Origin of the sequence: Serratia plymuthica NBRC 102599 (assembly GCF_001590925.1) — a bacterium.
GTDB lineage: Bacteria > Pseudomonadota > Gammaproteobacteria > Enterobacterales > Enterobacteriaceae > Serratia > Serratia plymuthica.
Window position 1 is genome coordinate 39,648 of record NZ_BCTU01000025.1, and the last position, 18,205, is coordinate 57,852.

Annotated in this window: 21 protein-coding genes; 9 read left to right on the forward strand and 12 right to left on the reverse strand. The window is 59.7% G+C overall.

The window, feature by feature from the left end:
• Nucleotides 1–40: 40 nt before the first annotated feature.
• Nucleotides 41–664 carry a glutathione S-transferase family protein gene (locus SPL01S_RS17330; protein ID WP_063201575.1) on the reverse strand — a complete coding sequence of 208 codons (624 nt, stop codon included), beginning with the start codon at nt 662–664 and terminating at the stop codon, nt 41–43.
• 12 nt (nt 665–676) lie between these two features.
• Nucleotides 677–865, reverse strand: a complete 189-nt coding sequence (locus tag SPL01S_RS17335; RefSeq protein WP_063201579.1) for a YjiS-like domain-containing protein — start codon at nt 863–865, stop codon at nt 677–679.
• A 176-nt stretch (nt 866–1,041) separates the two neighbouring features.
• Between SPL01S_RS17335 and SPL01S_RS17340 the strand changes: the two genes are divergently transcribed.
• The 4 genes from SPL01S_RS17340 to SPL01S_RS17355 all read left to right on the forward strand — a co-directional run bounded on the left by SPL01S_RS17340 (nt 1,042) and on the right by SPL01S_RS17355 (nt 4,848).
• On the forward strand, nt 1,042–2,496 hold the full coding sequence (locus SPL01S_RS17340; protein WP_063201582.1) for an aminotransferase-like domain-containing protein: 1,455 nt from the start codon (nt 1,042–1,044) through the stop codon (nt 2,494–2,496).
• Between the two features lie 82 nt (nt 2,497–2,578).
• Nucleotides 2,579–3,601, forward strand: a complete 1,023-nt coding sequence (locus tag SPL01S_RS17345) for an AraC family transcriptional regulator (RefSeq protein ID WP_063201586.1) — start codon at nt 2,579–2,581, stop codon at nt 3,599–3,601.
• Nucleotides 3,601–4,275, forward strand: coding sequence for a Rossmann-fold NAD(P)-binding domain-containing protein (locus tag SPL01S_RS17350; protein WP_063201589.1), 675 nt, complete (start codon nt 3,601–3,603; stop codon nt 4,273–4,275). The genes SPL01S_RS17345 and SPL01S_RS17350 overlap by 1 nt, the downstream gene beginning before the upstream one ends.
• Nucleotides 4,276–4,347: 72 nt before the next feature.
• On the forward strand, nt 4,348–4,848 hold the full coding sequence (locus SPL01S_RS17355) for a 2-thiouracil desulfurase family protein (protein WP_063201592.1): 501 nt from the start codon (nt 4,348–4,350) through the stop codon (nt 4,846–4,848).
• Here the strand turns inward: SPL01S_RS17355 and SPL01S_RS17360 are convergent.
• The gene (locus tag SPL01S_RS17360) at nt 4,845–5,261 is read right to left on the reverse strand and encodes an NUDIX hydrolase (RefSeq protein WP_063201595.1); all 417 of its coding nucleotides are present in this window, start codon (nt 5,259–5,261) and stop codon (nt 4,845–4,847) included. The two genes, SPL01S_RS17355 and SPL01S_RS17360, sit on opposite strands and share 4 nt — an antisense overlap.
• Before the next feature lie 102 nt (nt 5,262–5,363).
• Between SPL01S_RS17360 and sseA the strand changes: the two genes are divergently transcribed.
• A complete protein-coding gene (gene sseA, locus SPL01S_RS17365) occupies nt 5,364–6,209 on the forward strand; it encodes a 3-mercaptopyruvate sulfurtransferase (protein ID WP_063201598.1) in 846 nt (281 codons plus the stop codon).
• On the opposite strand, the gene SPL01S_RS17370 is transcribed toward sseA, so the two are convergent.
• Nucleotides 6,206–7,075: a LysR substrate-binding domain-containing protein gene (locus SPL01S_RS17370; protein ID WP_063201836.1), complete on the reverse strand. Its 870-nt coding sequence runs from the start codon at nt 7,073–7,075 to the stop codon at nt 6,206–6,208. The two genes, sseA and SPL01S_RS17370, sit on opposite strands and share 4 nt — an antisense overlap.
• A 105-nt stretch (nt 7,076–7,180) precedes the next feature.
• Between SPL01S_RS17370 and SPL01S_RS17375 the strand changes: the two genes are divergently transcribed.
• Together SPL01S_RS17375 and SPL01S_RS17380 are read left to right on the forward strand one after the other, a co-directional pair.
• The gene (locus tag SPL01S_RS17375) at nt 7,181–7,750 is read left to right on the forward strand and encodes a DUF4865 family protein (protein ID WP_063201601.1); all 570 of its coding nucleotides are present in this window, start codon (nt 7,181–7,183) and stop codon (nt 7,748–7,750) included.
• A 72-nt stretch (nt 7,751–7,822) separates the two neighbouring features.
• The gene (locus SPL01S_RS17380; protein ID WP_063201604.1) at nt 7,823–9,040 is read left to right on the forward strand and encodes an FAD-dependent oxidoreductase; all 1,218 of its coding nucleotides are present in this window, start codon (nt 7,823–7,825) and stop codon (nt 9,038–9,040) included.
• A gap of 90 nt (nt 9,041–9,130) precedes the next feature.
• On the opposite strand, the gene SPL01S_RS17385 is transcribed toward SPL01S_RS17380, so the two are convergent.
• Together SPL01S_RS17385 and SPL01S_RS17390 are read right to left on the reverse strand one after the other, a co-directional pair.
• Entirely contained in the window at nt 9,131–9,769 is a 639-nt protein-coding gene (locus tag SPL01S_RS17385; RefSeq protein WP_063201606.1) for an RES family NAD+ phosphorylase, read from the reverse strand.
• Entirely contained in the window at nt 9,762–10,529 is a 768-nt protein-coding gene (locus SPL01S_RS17390) for a hypothetical protein (protein ID WP_063201608.1), read from the reverse strand. The genes SPL01S_RS17385 and SPL01S_RS17390 overlap by 8 nt, the downstream gene beginning before the upstream one ends.
• A gap of 118 nt (nt 10,530–10,647) precedes the next feature.
• Here SPL01S_RS17390 and SPL01S_RS17395 point away from each other — a divergent pair, with 118 nt between their 5' ends.
• Complete coding sequence (locus tag SPL01S_RS17395; RefSeq protein ID WP_063201611.1) at nt 10,648–11,160, forward strand: GNAT family N-acetyltransferase; 513 nt, start codon at nt 10,648–10,650, stop codon at nt 11,158–11,160.
• A gap of 22 nt (nt 11,161–11,182) precedes the next feature.
• Here SPL01S_RS17395 and acpA read toward each other — a convergent pair whose 3' ends face one another.
• Together acpA and SPL01S_RS17405 are read right to left on the reverse strand one after the other, a co-directional pair.
• A complete protein-coding gene (gene acpA / locus SPL01S_RS17400) occupies nt 11,183–12,895 on the reverse strand; it encodes an acid phosphatase (RefSeq protein WP_063201613.1) in 1,713 nt (570 codons plus the stop codon).
• A gap of 170 nt (nt 12,896–13,065) precedes the next feature.
• A complete protein-coding gene (locus SPL01S_RS17405) occupies nt 13,066–13,578 on the reverse strand; it encodes a DUF2165 family protein (protein ID WP_062870076.1) in 513 nt (170 codons plus the stop codon).
• 140 nt (nt 13,579–13,718) lie between these two features.
• Between SPL01S_RS17405 and SPL01S_RS17410 the strand changes: the two genes are divergently transcribed.
• Nucleotides 13,719–13,982, forward strand: coding sequence for a type II toxin-antitoxin system ParD family antitoxin (locus SPL01S_RS17410; RefSeq protein WP_063201615.1), 264 nt, complete (start codon nt 13,719–13,721; stop codon nt 13,980–13,982).
• Between the two features lie 22 nt (nt 13,983–14,004).
• Here SPL01S_RS17410 and urtE read toward each other — a convergent pair whose 3' ends face one another.
• The 4 genes from urtE to urtB are packed head-to-tail and all read right to left on the reverse strand — an operon-like array spanning nt 14,005 to nt 18,172.
• Complete coding sequence (gene urtE / locus SPL01S_RS17415; protein WP_062870072.1) at nt 14,005–14,703, reverse strand: urea ABC transporter ATP-binding subunit UrtE; 699 nt, start codon at nt 14,701–14,703, stop codon at nt 14,005–14,007.
• A gap of 9 nt (nt 14,704–14,712) precedes the next feature.
• Nucleotides 14,713–15,519, reverse strand: coding sequence for an urea ABC transporter ATP-binding protein UrtD (gene urtD / locus SPL01S_RS17420; protein WP_063201617.1), 807 nt, complete (start codon nt 15,517–15,519; stop codon nt 14,713–14,715).
• Nucleotides 15,516–16,592 carry an urea ABC transporter permease subunit UrtC gene (gene urtC, locus SPL01S_RS17425; RefSeq protein ID WP_063201621.1) on the reverse strand — a complete coding sequence of 359 codons (1,077 nt, stop codon included), beginning with the start codon at nt 16,590–16,592 and terminating at the stop codon, nt 15,516–15,518. Before urtC ends, urtD begins: the two co-directional genes overlap by 4 nt.
• Entirely contained in the window at nt 16,592–18,172 is a 1,581-nt protein-coding gene (gene urtB / locus SPL01S_RS17430) for an urea ABC transporter permease subunit UrtB (RefSeq protein WP_063201625.1), read from the reverse strand. The genes urtC and urtB overlap by 1 nt, the downstream gene beginning before the upstream one ends.
• Nucleotides 18,173–18,205: the final 33 nt, after the last annotated feature.

Consider the following 18,205-nt stretch of genomic DNA (forward strand, 5'->3'; position numbering starts at 1 on the left):
AGTGAAGAACGCACGAATAAAATGGATATTTTATTTCATATCACGGCAAACCGTTGGCGCCATACAGCAAGAACCCCGGCCGTTGCTTAAGCCGTTGCAGATACGCATTCAGCCCCGGGTAATCCGGGCGCGAGAACGGCGTCATCAACCAGCGGTTCAACGACAGCCCTATCACCACGTCCGCCAGGCTAAAAGCCGCACCGGCCATATAAGCCTGGCCCTGCGCCAGGTGCTGCTCCAGTATGCCCATCAGCCGGTTCCACTCCCTTTCGGCGTCCGCCAATCGGGCCTGATCCTGATAAGCGGCATCCTGGCGCACCCGCGACATGAACACATAGCGCCAGGCGTTGTTCAGATCGGTAGCCTGCCAGTCCATCCACATCTCGACCCCGGCACGCGCGCCCGGCTCCAGCGGCAGCAGATCCTGGCGCCCTTCACGGCCCACCAGGTAGCGGCAAATCGTATTGGATTCCCACAGCACCCGCTCGCCGTCGATCAGTACCGGCACCAACCCGTTGGGGTTAAGCGCCAAAAACGCCGGTTCCTGGGTGGAGCGAAAACCGCTGCCCCAATCCTCCCGCTGCAATGCCACATCCAGTTCATGGCAGGTCCACAGCACCTTGCGCACGTTAATCGATGACGCCTTACCCAATAACTTCAGCATGCCGTTTCCTTATTATCCCAGCCAAAAAGGTTTGCGCCCTTCCCGTTGCGCATCGGCGCGCGTCAGACCGACATCCGCCAACTGCGCGTCGTCCAGCAGCAACAGCGATTTACGCGTGCGGTGGCGTTGCAAGTACAAACGCCAACGGAAAAAGAGTAACCGGCTTTGCGCCGGCGCGCCATCTGCAAACAGGGTCATCATTGCGTTCTCCTTCGGTTTAGCCTCGACGTTCATGATGCGGCGCGGGTGAAAAACGGTACAGATTCAAGTCAGGGGTATTTTTTCCATACAAAAGCTGTCTCTGCGTATCTGAATGGTCTAATTTAATCCCATCTGTGCCGGTTATTTTCCCATTCACTCTCATTTTGGGTATCTGTATGACACGCTACGCCACGCTGGCCGCCATCCTTAGCCAACGCATCGAACAGGGGCTTTATCCCGCCGGCGACCGCCTGCCGTCGGTACGCATGCTGAGCCAGGAACACGGCGTCAGCATCAGCACGGTGCAACAGGCTTACCGCCTGCTGGAAGAGAGCCAACTGGTGGAAGCACGGCCGAAATCGGGCTACTTCGTGCGGGGCTTGCGCACCTTAGCCGAACTGCCTGCCGTCACCCGCCCGGTGCAGCGGCCGGTGGACATTTCGCAGTGGGAACAGGTGCTGGAACTGATCCGCACCAAACCGCGTGAAGACTTGGTACAGCTGGGGCGGGGCATGCCGGATATCAGCGAACCGACGCTGAAACCGCTGGTGAAGGCGCTGGGGCATATGGGCCGCCACGGCGATCTGCGCAGCCTGTATTACGACAATATTCAGGGCGTGATGGGATTGCGTGAGCAAATCGCCCGCCTGCTGCTGGATTCCGGCTGCCAGATAAGCGCCGATCAGTTGGTGATCACCACAGGTTGCCATGAGGCGCTGTCCGCCGGGCTGCGCGCCGTGTGCCAGCCGGGGGACATTGTGGCGGTGGACTCCCCCTGTTTTCACGGCACCATGCAAACGCTGAAAGGGCTGGGCATGAAAGCGCTGGAAGTCCCTACCGATCCGCTGACCGGCATCAGCCTGGAAGCGTTGGAAATGGCGCTGGACCAGTGGCCGATCAAGGCAATTCTGCTGACGCCCAACTGCAACAACCCGCTGGGCTACATCATGCCCGAGGCGCGCAAGCAGCGTTTACTGACGCTGGCGCAGCGCCATGATGTGGCGATCATCGAAGATGACGTCTACGGCGACATCGCCTACCAGTATCCGCGGCCGCGCACCATCAAGTCCTTCGACGACGATGGCCGCGTGCTGCTGTGCAGCTCCTTCTCCAAAACGCTGGCGCCCGGCCTGCGCATCGGCTGGATTGCCCCCGGGCGCTATCTGGAGCGTGTGCTGCACATGAAATATATCGGCACCGGCTCCACCGCCACCCAACCGCAGTTGGCGATTGCCGACTTTATCCGCCACGGCCATTACCTGCAGCATCTGCGGCGCATGCGTACCCGCTATCAGCAAAACCGCGATCGGATGACCGGTTGGATCATGAAATATTTCCCGCCCGGCACCCGCGTCAGCCAGCCGCGCGGCGGTTTCATGCTATGGATTGAGCTGGACGACGAATTTGATACCCTGAGGCTGAACCGCTATCTGGAGCAACAGGGCGTCCAGATCGCCGTCGGCAGCATTTTTTCCGCCTCCGGCAAATACCGTAACTGCCTGCGCATCAACTACGCCCCGAAACTGACGCCAGAGATTGAACAGGCGGTTCGCCGGGTCGGCGAGACCATCCAAAGTCTGCTGTTGGCGCCGGTAGCCGGCATCGAAAGCGCCCAGGCGCTGCGGGAGTAAAGCTTGTCGCAATCGGATTATCCGCGCCTGCCCTAACCTTTTACACTGGAGCCTTTCTCAACAGGCAGCCAAAGGAATCATCATGAGCAGCGATCAAATTCCGGTTTCCGGCGCGCTGGCGATTCGCTTCGCGGCGCTGGGGGTGGATATTGAACAGGTTAGCCAACTGGCCGGCCTTCCCGGCGGGTTGCTCAGCGACGGACGCGAAAAAGCCAGGCTTTCCACCCACCAGTATTTTGAAATCTGGCGCGAGCTCGCCAGACTGACCACTGATGCCGCATTCGGTTTACGCCTCGGCGGCGACGTGGCCCCGGAGCACTACGATATCGCCTCGGTCGCGGCGCTGCATTCCGCCACCTTAGGGGAAGCCTTGCAGAAGGTGGCCCGCTATAATCGGCTGGTGTGCCCGGAGGAACTGGTGCTGACGGAACACGGCCATGGCGTGCGGCTGCATACCCGCTGGCTTATGGCCGAAGGCCACGCCCCCGATCTGCTGATTGACACCATGTTTGCCTACATCACTACCCTGTGCCGCCGTGGTACCGGCATGGCGATCCAGCCCCGGGCTATCGAACTGACGCGCCGCCAGGATCCCGCTTCCCCGCTGTTGCGCTATTTTTCCTGCCCGATCCATTTCAACGCGCCGCTGGACGTGCTGGTGTTCGACCGCGCGCTGATGAAGCAGCCGTTTATTACCTATAACCAGGACAGTCTGGCCGTTTTGCTGCCCGGCCTGGAAGCCGAGCTGGCCAGAGCGCAGCAGGATGACAGCCTGCCTGCACAGGTGATGGCGATCCTCGCCCGCAGCATGCGCGGGCAACGGCCCAGCGTGAACAGCGTGGCCGCCGAACTGTACATCAGCCCGCGTACCCTGCAACGACGGCTGCAGCAACAGGGCTACAGCTATCAGCAATTGCTGGACAAAACCCGCCACCGCACCGCCTGCCACCTGCTGTCAGACACCGATCTGGAGCCGGGCGAGATTGCCTTCGTGCTGGGATTTGAAGAGTTGAATTCGTTCAGCCGCGCCTTTATGCAGTGGGAATCGCAAACGCCTAACCGTTGGCGCAGCCGGCGCGTGACCGCCAGTCAGGAGAACAGATGATGAGAGTGATAATCTTTGGTGCCAGCGGTATGGTCGGCCAGGGTGCGTTGCGCGAATGCCTGCTCGACCCGCAGGTCACAGAAGTGCTCAGCGTCGGCCGCAGCCCGCTGACGCAAAGCCACGCCAAACTCAGGCAGTTGACGACGTCCGCCCTCAACGACCTGTCGGCGCTGGAACCGCAGTTCGCCGGCTATGACGCCTGTTTGTTTTGCCTCGGTATCTCGTCTTTCGGCATGAGCGAAGCCGACTATCGCGCGGTGACCTACGATCTGACGCTGGCCGCCGCCCGTCCACTGGCGCGGCTGAACCCGGCCATGACTTTTATCTACGTTTCCGGCGCCGGAACCGACAGCAGCGAACAGGGCCGCAGCATGTGGGCCAGGGTCAAGGGGGCGACCGAAAACGCCCTGCTGGCGCTGCCGTTCCGTGCGGTGATGTTCCGCCCTGGCGCTATCATTCCGCTACACGGCATCCGTTCCAAAACACGTGCTTATCATTTGCTGTATACGCTATTTAAACCGCTGTGGCTGGGTGCCTTGCGGCTCTTCCCCAAGCAGGTCACCACGACCGAAAGGATCGGGCTGGCGATGCTGGCGGTTGCGAGGCATACGACGCCGCTGCTAATCATCGAACCGGCAGAGATTAACCGGTTGGCGCTGCCATCGGCGGTATGATTCTGCTATGTTAAAGCCGCGCGTGCGGGCTGTTTGCCCGCGCTTTCGCCCCTGTGACAGAAGACAGAGATCATGCCGTCAAAGATTTTATTCAGCGCCTGCCTGGCCGGTTTTAAAGTTCGCTATAACGGCTCCGACAAACCGCTGGTCAACGCGACCCTGCAACGCTGGCAGCGCGAAGGCCGCCTGGTGGTTTGCTGCCCGGAGTTGGCCGCCGGTTTTTCCACCCCGCGCCCCAACGCAGAAATTACCCCGGCCGCCAATGGCGCCACCGTGCTCGCCCAGCAGGCGCGGGTGATGGAGGCCGGCGGCAACGACGTCACCGACAGCTATCTGCTTGGTGCCCATCTGGCGCTGGAAACCGCACGGCGGCACGACTGCCGTTTTGCGCTGCTCACCGACGGCAGCCCGTCCTGCGGCAGCCAGTTCATCTACGACGGTTCGTTCAGCGGCCAGACCAAACCCGGCAGCGGCGTTACCGCCGAATTGCTGCGCCGGCATGGCATTGAAGTGTTTTCCGATCGCCAGCTCGCGGCGCTGATCGCCCGGGTTGAGACGGTGGAGCAGACCTAGCGGCGCAGATACGCCGCCAGCCGCTGCTGCAGGTGCGAAATGCCCTGCGGATGGTCGATAAAGCGGTCGATGACCATCATCTGCCAGCATTGCCCCTCATCGCCAAAGCGGATGGCGGCAATTTGCGCCTGCGTGATTTCGCCCACCATAAACCAGGTGGGCGGATAGCCGGCCAGAATGCCGTCATAGCGCTGTTGCCAGTTCACCTGCCGAGCGGCAATGCGCAGGCCAAATTCCTCGAAGGTTTCCCGTTGCACGCATTGCAGCGGCGTTTCATCGCCCTCACGCCCGCCGCCGGGCAGATCCCAGCAGCCGGGCCAGGGGATACCGGTTTTGTCATCACGCCGATAGGTCAGCAGGCTATCGCCGCACAGCAGCGCGATTTTGGCGCCGCCGAAGCTGTTGTTCTCCATTAGGCCTCATGATTCTCCGCCCGTTTGCCAATCATCTTACCTCATCCTCCTGCCCGCTGGTGTATAGTGAAAATCCGTTTTCACAACAGGCGAACAATAGCGATGAACTCTCCGTTTCTGGTTACTCCACAATGGCTTGCGCAGCATATCAACGATGAAGATCTGGTGGTGGTTGATGTCAGGATGTCCCCGGTCGGCCTGGTGCCGAAAAAGGATATGATCGCCGAGTTTGAACGCGGCCATATCCCGGGTGCGGTGTACTTTGATATCGACGACGTAGCCGACAAAAACACCGCCCTGCCGCACATGTTGCCGACGGCGGAAGCATTCAGCGCGGCGGCAGGCAAGCTGGGCATCAACGATAAGCACACCATCGTGTTTTATGACGAGGGCAATCAGTTTTCCGCACCGCGCGGCTGGTGGACCTTCCGTAACTTTGGCGCGCAGCAGGTTTACGTGCTGGACGAAGGCCTGAACGGCTGGAGCGCATTGGGCCAGGCACTGGAAACAGGCCCGGCACAGCCTGAACCTCAAACTTTTAACGCCCGCTTCAACGCCGACGCAGTCGTGAATATGCAACAGGTGGAGCAGGCGCTGAACACGGAAGTACAGATTTTGGACGCCCGCGCCGCGCCGCGTTTTTACGCCCAAGCGCCAGAACCGCGCCCAGGGCTGCATCGCGGCCATATCCCCGGCAGCATCAATATTCCTTACGGCGAACTGCTGGAAAACGGCCACTTCAAATCGCTGGACGCGCTGAAGAAAACCTTCAGCGATAAAGGGGTGGACATCAACGGGCCGATCGTCACCAGCTGCGGCTCCGGCGTCACCGCCGCGGTGCTGGCGTTTGGCCTGCTGTCGCTCGATGCCCCGCAGGTGAAGCTGTATGACGGCGCCTGGACCGAATGGGGTGCGCTGAGCGGCAATCAACCGATCGAACAGGACTAGCCGTCGATCCGTTCGGCCACGATCTGCGCCAGCCGCCCAATAGCCGCAGAGGGGTTTTCTTCGGCGCGGTGCAATACCACGCCGATGTGACTGAGCGCCGGCAAAGCGCCGGGTGCCAGACGGAGTAATCCCGAAGGTAGCCCGGCGTCGGTACGTACGGTGACCCCCAGCCCAGCGCTGACCGCCGCCCAGACGCCGTTCAGGCTGCGGCTGGTGAAGGCGATACGCCACGCGATACCGGCGCGATCCAGCGCGTTGGTGGCCGCACTGCGCATCAGGCAGGGGGCATCGAACATCACCAGCGGCAAGGGTTCATCGCCGCCCTGCCACTGGCTCAGATCAAAGTTCGGCGAGGCGATCCAGTGCATCTTGCGCTGGCCTAAATCCTGCTGAAACGGCGTGCTGATGCCGCCGTCCCACGCCAGTGACAAATCCAGTTGCCCTTTCAGCACCCAGTCAATCAATTCGGCGTTGCGGGCAATACGCGCCTCTATGCGCACCTTCGGATGGGCACGAGCAAAACTACCCAACACCTGGGGCAAAAAGGTTTCACCGAAGTCTTCCTGCAACCCAAGCCGCACGGTTCCTTGCAAATCCAGCCCGCGCACCGCAGCGGCAGCCTCGTCGTTCAGTTCCAGCAGCCGACGGGCGTAGCCCAACAGCGTTTCACCGGCCTCGGTCATCACCATACCCCGCCCGGATTTTCGCAAGATCGGCGCGCCGATCTGCTGCTCCAGTTTTTTCAGGTGTGCGCTAACCGCCGAGGTCGATCGCCCCAGCCGTTCCGCCGCCCTGGCGAAACTGCCCAGCTCAATGCCGGTAACGTAACTGCGCAGATCGTCGAGATCGAAGGTGACTCGCCCCATGCTGACCATCCCGTTTTCAAGAACCATTAATCAAAATAATGCCGATTTTACTGATAAAGATGGCGTGTCATGCTCGCCGGGTCAATGCCTTTCAGGAGAATCATCATGCTTGCCATGCAATACAACTTCGCTCTGCCCGCCGATTACGATATGGCGATTATCCGCGACCGCATCGGCCGTTTTGGCCACCTGCTGGATAACTGCCCGCAGTTATTGATTAAAGCCTATCTCTATGCACAGAAAGGTGAGCACAGCGGCGAAAATCTCTATGCGCCGTTTTATCTGTGGAACAGCAGCGCCGGCATGAGCGATTTTCTGACCGGCGACGGCTTCAGGGGCGTAAGCCAGGCCTTTGGCTGGCCGCAGGTGACTCACTGGTTGCCGTGGCTGGCACATTTTGACCGCCAAAGGCTCGCCGAAGCCACCTGCGCCACGCGCCAAACGCTGCCGATTGCGCCTTACAGCGATCTGGCTGCGTTGCGCCGCCAGCAGCTGGCCGATCCCGCCGCCCTGGCCAGTATAGTGGCGTTTGATCCCGCTGCCTGGCAGCTGGTGCGGCTGCATCTGTGGCGGGAACTGCCGCCGGCGCGGGAACCCGGCACCCAATGCTACCGGGTTGGCCACCTTTCCGCCCCCTTTGACCACACAGCACCGCGGGTTGACAGTCAGACTTGATATTGATAATCATTATCAAATAAAGTCATTCAATCAGGATCCGCAGGATGCGGATCGTCAGGGCCAACCGCTATGTCACAGTCGCCTATCACACCTTACGCCACCTCTTGCTGCATTGTCGGTGGTGGCCCCGCCGGGCTGATGCTCGGCTACCTGCTGGCGCGGGCGGGGATTAACGTAACGGTGCTGGAAAAACACGCCGATTTCCTGCGAGATTTTCGCGGCGATACTCTTCACCCTTCCACGCTGGAAATCATGCATCAGCTTGGCCTGCTCGATGAGCTGCTGGCGTTGCCGCACCAACGCGCGGAGACGCTGCAGGCCGAGATCGCCGGTCGCGATATCACGCTGGCAAACTTCACCCGGCTACCGACGCGCTGCAAATTTATCACGTTCATGCCGCAGTGGGAGTTTCTCAATTTTCTGGCGGAAAAGGCGGCGGCCTTTCCTGAATTCACGCTGATCAAATCGGCGCAGGCGCACCGGTTGCTGTACGATCGCGGTCAGGTATGCGGCGTGCTGGCGGATACCCCCGAAGGCCCGATCCGCGTGCGCTGCCAGTTGGTGGTCGGTACCGACGGGCGCAACTCGGTGGTGCGCGAACAAGCGGCGCTCGGCAGCCGCGCGTTTGGCTCGCCGCGCGATGTGCTGTGGCTGAAGCTCGATAAAAAACCCGGCGATCCAGCCTGGTCCATGGGCCACACCGGCCCGAAGCAGAACTTCATCATGATCGACCGGGGCGAATATTGGCAGTGCGGATATTCCATCGATAAAGGCAGTTTCGAGGCAATTCAGCAAGACGGCCTGGAGAGGTTTTTGCTGCACATCGCCGAAGTGGCGCCGTTTCAGGACGATCGCCTGCAGGACATCCAAAGCTGGCAACAGGTAAAGCTACTGAGCATTCGCATCGACAGGCTCGACAGCTGGGCCAAACCCGGCGTGCTGTGCATCGGTGACGCCGCACACGCCATGTCGCCGATTGGCGGTGTCGGGGTGAATCTGGCGATTCAGGATGCGGTCGCCACCGCCAACAGCATCATTCCTCCGCTGCGCAGCCACAGCCTGCAACTGAAACACCTGCAGCAGGTACAGCGCCGGCGCAATTTCCCCACCAAAGCCACCCAATTCCTGCAGATCAAGATGAGCCAACGCAGGCCGAAAAAACGCCGCACCGGCGGCAGTTCCAGCCTGATGACCCGCGTCGGCAACAGCCGCTGGCTGCCGCACCTGTTCGGCCGTATTATCGGGCTGGGGTTCCGCCGGGAAACGCCGAAGCATCTTGACGGGTGAATCACTACTGCGGGCTGGAAACTTGACAAAAATGGACGACAGAAGGCATTACTCTACAGATCCGGTAGGCTGTGCAAAGTCTGCGTTAAATCACTCCTCTTCCAGGAGGGTAATCCCCATTTGATCCGCCAGTTGCAGGAGATGTATTACCACTTTTCTATCCGTTACAGGCAGGGTTTCCCCCACAATAGAGAATGCATTTTCGCTCAAGCGATCGCCAAAAAACACGTATGCATTGCCAGGATGCTGTTTTGATGGCCAGACCAGCCCCTGAACTTCTTTATACTGTTTGTGAATAGCCTCAGCCCATTGACGGGTAACGCCATACTGTGCAGCATCGCAATGGGTTACCTTTTTTGATGCCCGCATCTTGGCTAAACCGGGTTGATCCAGTTCGGCCAATTCCAATGCCTTATTGACCACCAGTTCGGTGTGAACCAGCCCTGCAAGCCGTGCAGTAGCGAACTCAACTTTTACTTGAGAAAAATCAACATCGTGTAACGGGACTTCACAAAAGGCTACCTTGGTGCTGTCACCGGCATAAGCCGTGGCAATGACTCGGCTGTCCTCATTAACTATCGGGCTGAATCGCGCGTCTCCTTGTCTGCTGGCATTAAAGGCGTCACCGGCATATTTTTCCCTATGAATACGATAAAGCGGCGTCCCTGCCTCTAAAATACGCTTATTGATATTGATCTTTGCAGCCGGTGGCACCAAATCATCAGCCATGCTGTGCCCCCTCCTTCTCTTTACGAGCAGCATGCAAAACGGCAGCGGGATCTTTCTGCAAGAGTTCTTTAGGTTTTTTCCCGTCAAGCCAGCCGTTTGCCGTCCCCATCCAACTTGCCATTGACCATGGGCTTTTTGTTCCCTCAAAAATGCTCAATATCTCTTTAAGGACTTTTAGCGGCTGATAAGCCTCATCAAGAGCGTAAGCAGGATAACGATCATGGCCCTCAACGTTGATCGCGAAAATTTTTCCGCGCTGCTTCCACCCGTTCGGGCCGGCACTGCGATTACGGTTGCTGAACCCGGCCTTATCGGAAAGATCGGATGAGGTCAGCCAGGTGGAATCTGCCAGTATGTACTGACGAAGATCCTGTTTTCTGACTTCATTTCTGCCACGGAATGCTTCAAAACCATCAAAAATACTGGCTTTTGATCCTCCACCAATAGGAGACGTCTCAACAGGCTCTTCTGCTACTGGCCGTTTCATCCCCACCTCCCTAGCAATCTCCAACATTTGCATTGCCGCGCGGGGATCCAGGGTAGGGTCGTTTACAATGGCTACTAATTTTTCCCGCAACGCCGCATTCCTGGCAGTATCCTTATCACCGCGTTTTGCTTTATTGTTCCCGGCATCGACTTCAATAACCAAATACCGAGTCGTGTGCTTACCCGGTTTAAGATGCTGTAACTGATCGGCAGTCAGCATTTGCATTGAAATGCCATAGCCTGAACGGCGATGAGTCTGTTCTTTAGTCGTCATACTGCCTCCATATACAGATATTGAGTATATTGAGTATATCTCGTATGGAATTGAGTGTCTAAATTTTCACCACCAACCTATCGCCAGTATTCTGGCCATAACCCACAATGAGGCCCCTATGTTCACTATCCGCCAGGCTTTGATCGGTGATTTATTGCTGGTTCGCGATGTCGGCATTCGTACCTATCAGGCGCATTTCGGCGAACTTTGGCACTATAAAGAAGAAATGGACGCTTTCTTGGCGCAGGATTTTGCGGTTGAGGCGTTAGAAAAAACGCTGCAGGATCCGGAAGTTTGCTGGCTGCTGGGTTATGAAGGCGAGGATCTGGTGGGCTATGCGCGGCTGAATTTCAACAGCCTGCTGGCGCCGACGCAAACCACCGGTGCAGAGCTGCAGAAAATCTATTTTCTGCCGGAATACGCCGGCCGGGGTTACGGCCAACTTTTCTTTGAGCAGGTACAGCAACGGGCTGTAGAAAGGCAACAACCCATGCTGTGGCTGGAGGTGTTGCAACGCAATACCAGCGCCCAGCGTTTTTATCAGCGCCAGGGGCTGAGCCTTTGCGGCGAGACCTGCTACACCAGCGCGCAAGGTTCCATCGGCATCTGGTATATGAACAAAGCGCTGTAAACACAGCGCTTGCCCCGCCCTATCAGGCCGGAAACTCCAGCGCGTCGGTCAAATCCCCCAGCGGCTTTTGGCCGCGTGCCGCCATCGCTTTATCGCGCTCGGCCACCCCTTCCAGCGTCGGCAGATCGAATACCCGGCTGATCAAGCGCAGGATCGAGCCGGTATCGTATACCTTGTGATCGACATAGCCTTTACGGGCGAACGGCGAGATGATCAACGCCGGAATGCGCGATCCCGGCCCCCAACGATCGCCCTGCGGCGGCGCAACGTGATCCCACCAGCCACCGTTTTCGTCGAAGGTGATCACCACCACGCTGTTGTTCCACTGCGGGCCGTTACGCAGGCTGTTGATGATGTGGGCGATATGACGATCGCCGGCTTCCACATCGGAATAGCCGGCATGCATATTGAGGTTGCCTTGCGGCTTGTAGAAAGTCACCGGCGGCAGCGTACCTGCCTCTACCGCCGCCAAAAAGGCGTTGGTGGCAGGTGAGTCGCCAATGCCGCCGTCGCGCAAATGGGCTTCGCGTGCCTGTGGGTTGCCCGGCCCCAGATTTTCGAAGTAATTGAACGGCTGATGGTGATACTGGAAGTCCGGCGCGCCGGGGAAATCGCCCTGATCCTTGCGGTTGTCCAGCGCATACTGCCAGCCGCCGGCGTACCACGCCCAGTCGACGCCCTTCTGATTGAGCAAGTCGCCGATGTGCAGGTGCTTTTGCGGCGGCAACACATTGGGCTGGGCGGCATCCGCCAGCGTAGGGTCTTTTTCATCCCGGGTCCACGACGGCCAATACGGCGGCGCCATGGTGTTTACCGCATAGCCGTCCGGCGTCAGCAGGCTCTTGCCAAACAGCGGGATGCCGAACGACGCACTGACCGGCGAATCGCCCAGCGGCTTCAGGCGCGGGTCGGCCGCGTCATCGCTTTCAAGCTGGGCAATGCCCTCTTTGGCGATAGAGTTTTGTACGTCGGGGTAAAACGGCGGGCGGGCGCAGACCAGATACTGATGATTGAGAAAGGAGCCGCCAAAGGCGCCCTGGAAAAAGTTGTCGCACAGGGTAAATTCCTGCGCCAGCGTCCACAGCCGCAGGTTATAGGCGCCGTCACCGTAGTAGCCCATGGTCAGCGCGCCGGAATCCGCCCAGGCGACAAACTTGTCGTTTTTACCGCCGTTGATCTGCATCTGGTTTTGATAGAACACGTGCCACAGATCACGCGTCACCACGCCGTGCGGCAGGTTCTCCCCTTGCGGCCCGGTCAAGACAAACGGCTGATTCGGCAACTGATTGGTGAATACCGCATCCTCGCCAATGCTGTAATTAACGTGCCCGACTTCCTGCGCCTTCGGTACCAACCCTTTCCAGATTGGCGGCAGCGTATCCAGCAGCCGATCGTCGCGGTCACGCTGCTGGTACTCTTCGGGCTTGAGCGCCGACAGCGGTTTTTCCACGCCGGGGAAATTGGCGAACAGGTTATTGAAGCTGCGATTCTCGGCATAGATCACCACCACGTTTTTCACATGGCGGCGCAGCAGCGGGTTTTGCGCACCTTCCGGCAGGCCGCTCAACAGCAGTTTCTTATTGCCTTCACCGGCTGCATTGGCCAGCGGCGCAAGGGTGGCGCCGACGCTCAGCGCCGTCGCCCCCGCCAGAAAACGGCGGCGCGCCGGGTTAGCGGGTTGTTGCTCGTTGTCGCCGGCGGACGGCGGCAGATCGTTATGCGGTTTATCGCTCATGTGCCTTCCCTATAAAATTTTAACTTATTGATTTGTTATAAATTTATTTAAGAGTCATTATGCTAGGACACAGTTATGAACGAAATGTGACAGTGGGCGGCAGGTTAGCATTTGGCAACAATTTCGCGAGGATTGCCGCAGTTTAATCACTCGCCCGCCTGGCTGCCGGCTCAGCGCGCGTCCCGTTGCACCATCAACAACATCAACGCCAGCGCGTTGGGCAACATATACAGCAGCGCGCCCAACTGCACCGCCAGCGGGTTGTCCCTGGCCTGCCAGGCCATAAACCAGTCGCCGGCCACCACCATAAAACCGAGGCCCCACACCGCGATCGCGCAAAGCGCGCCCAGCATCGCCCAGGCCTTGCCTTTGGCAAACGCCGCATAAGGGTGGCCCAGGTGTTTCACCATCAATACCATGCCAAAGGCTGCCGTTATGCCGGCCAGGGATTCCAGCAGGGTAATCAGCGCCAACCCGACCATCCCGGCCCAGGGCGCGGTAACGGCGCGCCACATCAACCCAGGCACCTGATAGGTATCCTGCATACTGAGCAGCGGCGCTACGGCATGGCGGGCGGTTCCGGCAAAATCCGCCGTATTGTTCAACAGGCTGAAGATGCCCCACAGGGCCGGGAACAGCGACAGGACGATGCAAGACAGGCGTGATACCGTGACTTCGTTCATAATTATCCTTAATTATTTTATGTGCATACCCAATTCCCGAGATGACTGCGGTTTACAGTCGGTAACTTGCTGGAGTATCTTAACGAATATAGTGTAAGAATTAATCTTACAACAGTAGACACCTTTGACGGAGGCTCACAATGGGCAGAACACTAACGGTAGATCTGGGTGAAGAGCTGCGTAGTTTTGTCGAAGGCCTGGTAGCCAGCGGCGACTACCGCACCCCCAGCGAAGTCATCCGCGAATCGGTACGTACCCTGCGTGAACGTACGGCAGCATCGAAGCTGGAAGAGCTACGCCGCTTGATCGCCGAAGGTGAAAATAGCGGTGATGCCGTAGAATGGGATCGTGATGTGTTCATGGATAAATTGAAAGGTTACTCTCAACGTCCAGCCTCAAAATAAACCCCCAACCCGTTAACAAAACTCAGATCGCCACCAGCCCGCGCACCCCGTCCTGCTCCATCGCGCTGCCGGCGCCGCGCTGTACGATGCTGCCACGCGACATCACCAGATAGCTGTCCGCCAGCTCGGCGGCGAAGTCGTAGAATTGCTCCACCAGCAGGATCGCCATGTCGCCACGCGCCGCCAGCTGTTTGATCACCGCGCCAATCTCTTTGATCACCGAAGGTTGGATCCCCTCCGTCGGCTCATCGAGGATCAACAACTGCGGCCGGCAGGCCAATGCGCGGCCAATCGCCAATTGCTGTTGCTGCCCGCCGGAGAGATCGCCGCCGCGCCGATCCTTCATCTGCCGCAGTACCGGGAACAGCTCATAGATGTTCTCCGGCACGCTGCGTGCTTCGGCGCCGGAAAAGCGCGCCAATCCCATCAGCAGATTCTCCTCCACCGTCAGGCGTGGAAAGATCTCCCGCCCCTGCGGCACATAGGCCATGCCCGCCTGCACCCGCTGATGCGGTTTTCTGCCGTTGATCACGCTGCCCTGCCAATGGATGGTGCCGCTCTTGGCCGGGATCAGCCCCATCAGGCATTTCAGCAGCGTAGTCTTGCCCACGCCGTTGCGCCCCAGCAGGCAGGTCACTTCGCCGATATTGGCCTCAAACGACAGGCCGCGCAGAATATGGCTGCCGCCGTAGTATTGATTCAGTTCGTTTACTTGCAACATAGCGACTCCTCAGCGTCCCAGATACACGTCGATCACCTGCTCATTGGCCTGCACCTGCGCCAGTGAACCTTCCGCCAGCACCTGGCCCTGATGCAGCACGGTGACGTGGTCGGCGATGGTTTCGACAAACCCCATATCGTGCTCCACCACCATCAGCGAATGCTTGCCCGCCAGCGAGCGAAACAGCTCGGCGGTGTACTCGGTTTCCGCATCGGTCATGCCCGCCGCCGGCTCGTCGAGCAGCAGCAAATGCGGCTCCTGCACCAGCAGCATGCCGATCTCGAGAAACTGCTTCTGCCCGTGGGACAGCAGCCCGGCAGGCCGGTGCCGTTCGTGGCTCAGCCGCAGGGTTTGCAACATTTCATCGATACGATCGCGCTGTTCGCTGCTCAGCCTGGCACGCAGGCAGGCCCACACCGACTTCTGGGTTTTCTGCGCGATCTCCAGGTTCTCGAACACCGTCAGCGCTTCGAACACCGTCGGTTTCTGGAACTTGCGGCCAATGCCGGCCTGGGCTATCTGCATCGGGTCCAGCGCGGTCAGATCGACGGTTTGATCGTAAAACACGCTGCCGCTATCCGGCCGGGTTTTGCCGGTGATCACATCCATCAAGGTAGTTTTGCCCGCGCCGTTGGGCCCGATCACGCAGCGCAGCTCACCCACGCCGATCTGCAGTGAAAGATCGCTCAGCGCGCGAAAGCCGTCGAAGCTGACGTTGATGTTATCGAGCACCAGCACCGGGTCGGTTTGTTGGCGGTGCCTGTCGGCCGGCAGCGGCTGGGTAAACAGATCGTCGGTCATTTGCAGCGAATTCATTGCGGTTTCCCCTTGCGCAACAGGCCGATAACCCCTTTCGGCAGGAACAGCGTGACGAGGATAAACATCAGGCCAAGGAAGAATTGCCAGTATTCCGGGATCGCCACGGTGAACCAGCTCTTGGCGCCGTTAACAATACCGGCGCCGAGCAGCGGGCCCACCAGCGTGCCGCGGCCGCCCAGCGCCACCCAGATAGCGGCTTCGATCGAGTTGGTCGGCGACATCTCGCCCGGGTTGATAATGCCCACCTGCGGCACATACAGCGCCCCGGCCAGCCCGCACAGCACCGCCGACAGCGTCCAGACAAACAGCTTGAAGCCTTTGGGATCGTAACCGCAGAACGTCAGGCGGTTTTCCGCATCGCGCACGGCGGTCAGCACCCGGCCGAACTTGCTGCGCGCCAGGGCGAAGCCGATAGCCAGGCTGGCGGCCAGCAGCAGCACCGTCGCCAGAAACAGCGCCACCCGCGTGCCGGTGGCGGTAATCGGGAATCCCAGGAGCGTGGTGAAACCGGTAAAGCCGTTATTGCCGCCAAAGCCGGTTTCGTTACGGAAGAACAGCAGCATGCCGGCGTAGGTCAGCGCCTGGGTCATGATCGAGAAATAGACGCCCTTGATTTTTGAACGGAAGGCGAAGTAGCCAAAGACAAAGGCCAGCACGCCGGGCACCAATATCATCAGGCACAGCGCCCAGGCGAAATACTGGGTGCCGCTCCAGAACCAGGGCAGCTCACTCCACGACAGAAATGACATGAACGCCGGCAGGCCGTCTCCCGCCGCCTGGCGCATCAGATACATGCCCATCGCATAGCCGCCGAGAGCGAAAAACAGCCCGTGCCCCAGCGACAGCAGCCCGGCATAGCCCCACACCAAATCGAGCGCCACCGCCACCACGGCGTAGCACAGGATTTTGCCCGCCAGCGTCAGGGTATAGGTAGAGATCGCCAACGGATGGTCCGCCGGCAACAGTGCGAGAAACGGCATGATTAACAGCGCCAGCAACGCCAGCCCGCCGATGCCCAGCGCCAGTCGGGGTGCCTTCTGCACGCCGGTGAGAGTTAATGGTTGGCTCATCAGTCGATCACCCTGCCCTTGAAGGCGAACAGCCCCTGAGGACGTTTTTGAATAAATAGAACAATCAACGCCAGGATCAGGATTTTACCCAGCACGGCGCCAATCTGCGGTTCAAGAATTTTGTTGACGATGCCGAGACCAAAGGCCGCCACCACGGTGCCGGCCAGTTGCCCCACACCGCCGAGCACCACCACCAGGAACGAGTCGATGATATAGCCCTGGCCCAGCTCCGGCCCCACATTGCCCAGTTGCGACAACGCCACCCCGCCCAACCCGGCGATGCCGGATCCCAGACCGAACGCCAGCATGTCGACACGCCCGGTGGGCACGCCGCAGCAGGCGGCCATCGCACGGTTCTGCGTCACGGCGCGCACGTTCATGCCAAGCCGGGTTTTGTTCAGCAGCAACCAGGTGAGCGCCAGCACCAGCACCACAAACACAATCACCGCGATGCGGTTCCACGGCAGCACCAGGTTAGGCAGCAGTTGAATGCCGCCCGACAGCCAGGCCGGGTTGGCAACCTCCAGGTTTTGCGCGCCGAACAGCACCCGCACCCCCTGGATCAGCACCAGGCTGATGCCCCAGGTCGCCAGCAGGGTTTCCAGCGGCCGGCCGTACAGATGACGGATCACCGTGCGCTCCAGCGCCATGCCGATGCAGGCGGTAATGGCAAACGCCACCGGCAGCGCCACCAACGGATACAGCGCCAGCCACTGCGGCGCAAACTGTTGAAACAGCCCCTGAACCAGGTAGGCCGAGTAGGCGCCCAGCATCAGCATTTCGCCGTGCGCCATGTTAATCACCCCCAGCAACCCATAGGTAATCGCCAACCCGAGCGCCGCCAGCAGCAGGATCGAACCGAGCGAAAGGCCGGTAAACGCCTGGCCGATCAGATCGCCAATCATCAGCCGGTGTTTCACGCTGGTCAGGCTTTTCAAGGCTTCGGCACGCACTGCGGCGTCCGGTTCGTGGGCGGCGTCGGTCAATGCCTGTAACCTTGGCTGCGTCTCTGGCGAGCCCGAGCTGCCCAGCAGCCGCACGGCGTTGAGGCGCACCTGCGGGTTGGCGTCGGCCAATTGCAGATTCGCCAGCGCAATGCTCAACGCATCATGCACCTGGGTGTTTTTTTCCTGCGCCAGCCGCTGGGCCAGCAGCGGCAGTTGATCGCTTTGCGCCTCGCGTTGCAGGGCCTGCGCCGCCTGTAAACGCACCGCAGGATCGTCGCTAACCAGCCGATGCGCCGACAGTGCGTTGGCGATCAGAATGCGCAGCCGGTTGTTCAACCACACTTTTTTCGGTGTGCCGACCGGCGGGGCAACGCCATCCAGCGGGCGATAAGCTTCGCCCTGCTGGATAAAGGCATGTTTGGCCTCGTCGATCACCACGTTTTCCTGCTTCAGCCCCTGCAATAACGGCAGGCGCGCAGCGTCCGGCGCGGTCGCCCACGCCTGCAACAACCTGGCCTGCTGCGTGCGGTTGGCCGCAGCAAAGTCATCGGCCGGCCCCGCCTGCGCGAACATCGGCAGGCAGCACAGCAACCAAAACCAGGAGCGGAAATGGAACAAGAATGGGGATTGCATCAGCGGCCTCCTCTGTAGGGGCCGGGTATACCC

What these genes read in the sequence shown, in the direction of transcription:
- SPL01S_RS17370 (WP_063201836.1), bottom strand. Translation starts at nt 7,075, where the DNA reads ATGGGGCGAGTCACCTTCGATCTCGACGATCTGCGCAGTTACGTTACC.
- SPL01S_RS17375 (WP_063201601.1), top strand. Translation starts at nt 7,181, where the DNA reads ATGCTTGCCATGCAATACAACTTCGCTCTGCCCGCCGATTACGATATG.
- urtD (WP_063201617.1), bottom strand. Translation starts at nt 15,519, where the DNA reads ATGAATTCGCTGCAAATGACCGACGATCTGTTTACCCAGCCGCTGCCG.
- SPL01S_RS17410 (WP_063201615.1), top strand. Translation starts at nt 13,719, where the DNA reads ATGGGCAGAACACTAACGGTAGATCTGGGTGAAGAGCTGCGTAGTTTT.
- SPL01S_RS17360 (WP_063201595.1), bottom strand. Translation starts at nt 5,261, where the DNA reads ATGGAGAACAACAGCTTCGGCGGCGCCAAAATCGCGCTGCTGTGCGGC.
- urtB (WP_063201625.1), bottom strand. Translation starts at nt 18,172, where the DNA reads ATGCAATCCCCATTCTTGTTCCATTTCCGCTCCTGGTTTTGGTTGCTG.
- SPL01S_RS17390 (WP_063201608.1), bottom strand. Translation starts at nt 10,529, where the DNA reads ATGACGACTAAAGAACAGACTCATCGCCGTTCAGGCTATGGCATTTCA.
- SPL01S_RS17335 (WP_063201579.1), bottom strand. Translation starts at nt 865, where the DNA reads ATGATGACCCTGTTTGCAGATGGCGCGCCGGCGCAAAGCCGGTTACTC.
- SPL01S_RS17385 (WP_063201606.1), bottom strand. Translation starts at nt 9,769, where the DNA reads ATGGCTGATGATTTGGTGCCACCGGCTGCAAAGATCAATATCAATAAG.
- SPL01S_RS17395 (WP_063201611.1), top strand. Translation starts at nt 10,648, where the DNA reads ATGTTCACTATCCGCCAGGCTTTGATCGGTGATTTATTGCTGGTTCGC.
- urtE (WP_062870072.1), bottom strand. Translation starts at nt 14,703, where the DNA reads ATGTTGCAAGTAAACGAACTGAATCAATACTACGGCGGCAGCCATATT.
- SPL01S_RS17330 (WP_063201575.1), bottom strand. Translation starts at nt 664, where the DNA reads ATGCTGAAGTTATTGGGTAAGGCGTCATCGATTAACGTGCGCAAGGTG.
- SPL01S_RS17350 (WP_063201589.1), top strand. Translation starts at nt 3,601, where the DNA reads ATGAGAGTGATAATCTTTGGTGCCAGCGGTATGGTCGGCCAGGGTGCG.
- sseA (WP_063201598.1), top strand. Translation starts at nt 5,364, where the DNA reads ATGAACTCTCCGTTTCTGGTTACTCCACAATGGCTTGCGCAGCATATC.
- SPL01S_RS17355 (WP_063201592.1), top strand. Translation starts at nt 4,348, where the DNA reads ATGCCGTCAAAGATTTTATTCAGCGCCTGCCTGGCCGGTTTTAAAGTT.
- acpA (WP_063201613.1), bottom strand. Translation starts at nt 12,895, where the DNA reads ATGAGCGATAAACCGCATAACGATCTGCCGCCGTCCGCCGGCGACAAC.
- SPL01S_RS17340 (WP_063201582.1), top strand. Translation starts at nt 1,042, where the DNA reads ATGACACGCTACGCCACGCTGGCCGCCATCCTTAGCCAACGCATCGAA.
- urtC (WP_063201621.1), bottom strand. Translation starts at nt 16,592, where the DNA reads ATGAGCCAACCATTAACTCTCACCGGCGTGCAGAAGGCACCCCGACTG.
- SPL01S_RS17345 (WP_063201586.1), top strand. Translation starts at nt 2,579, where the DNA reads ATGAGCAGCGATCAAATTCCGGTTTCCGGCGCGCTGGCGATTCGCTTC.
- SPL01S_RS17380 (WP_063201604.1), top strand. Translation starts at nt 7,823, where the DNA reads ATGTCACAGTCGCCTATCACACCTTACGCCACCTCTTGCTGCATTGTC.
- SPL01S_RS17405 (WP_062870076.1), bottom strand. Translation starts at nt 13,578, where the DNA reads ATGAACGAAGTCACGGTATCACGCCTGTCTTGCATCGTCCTGTCGCTG.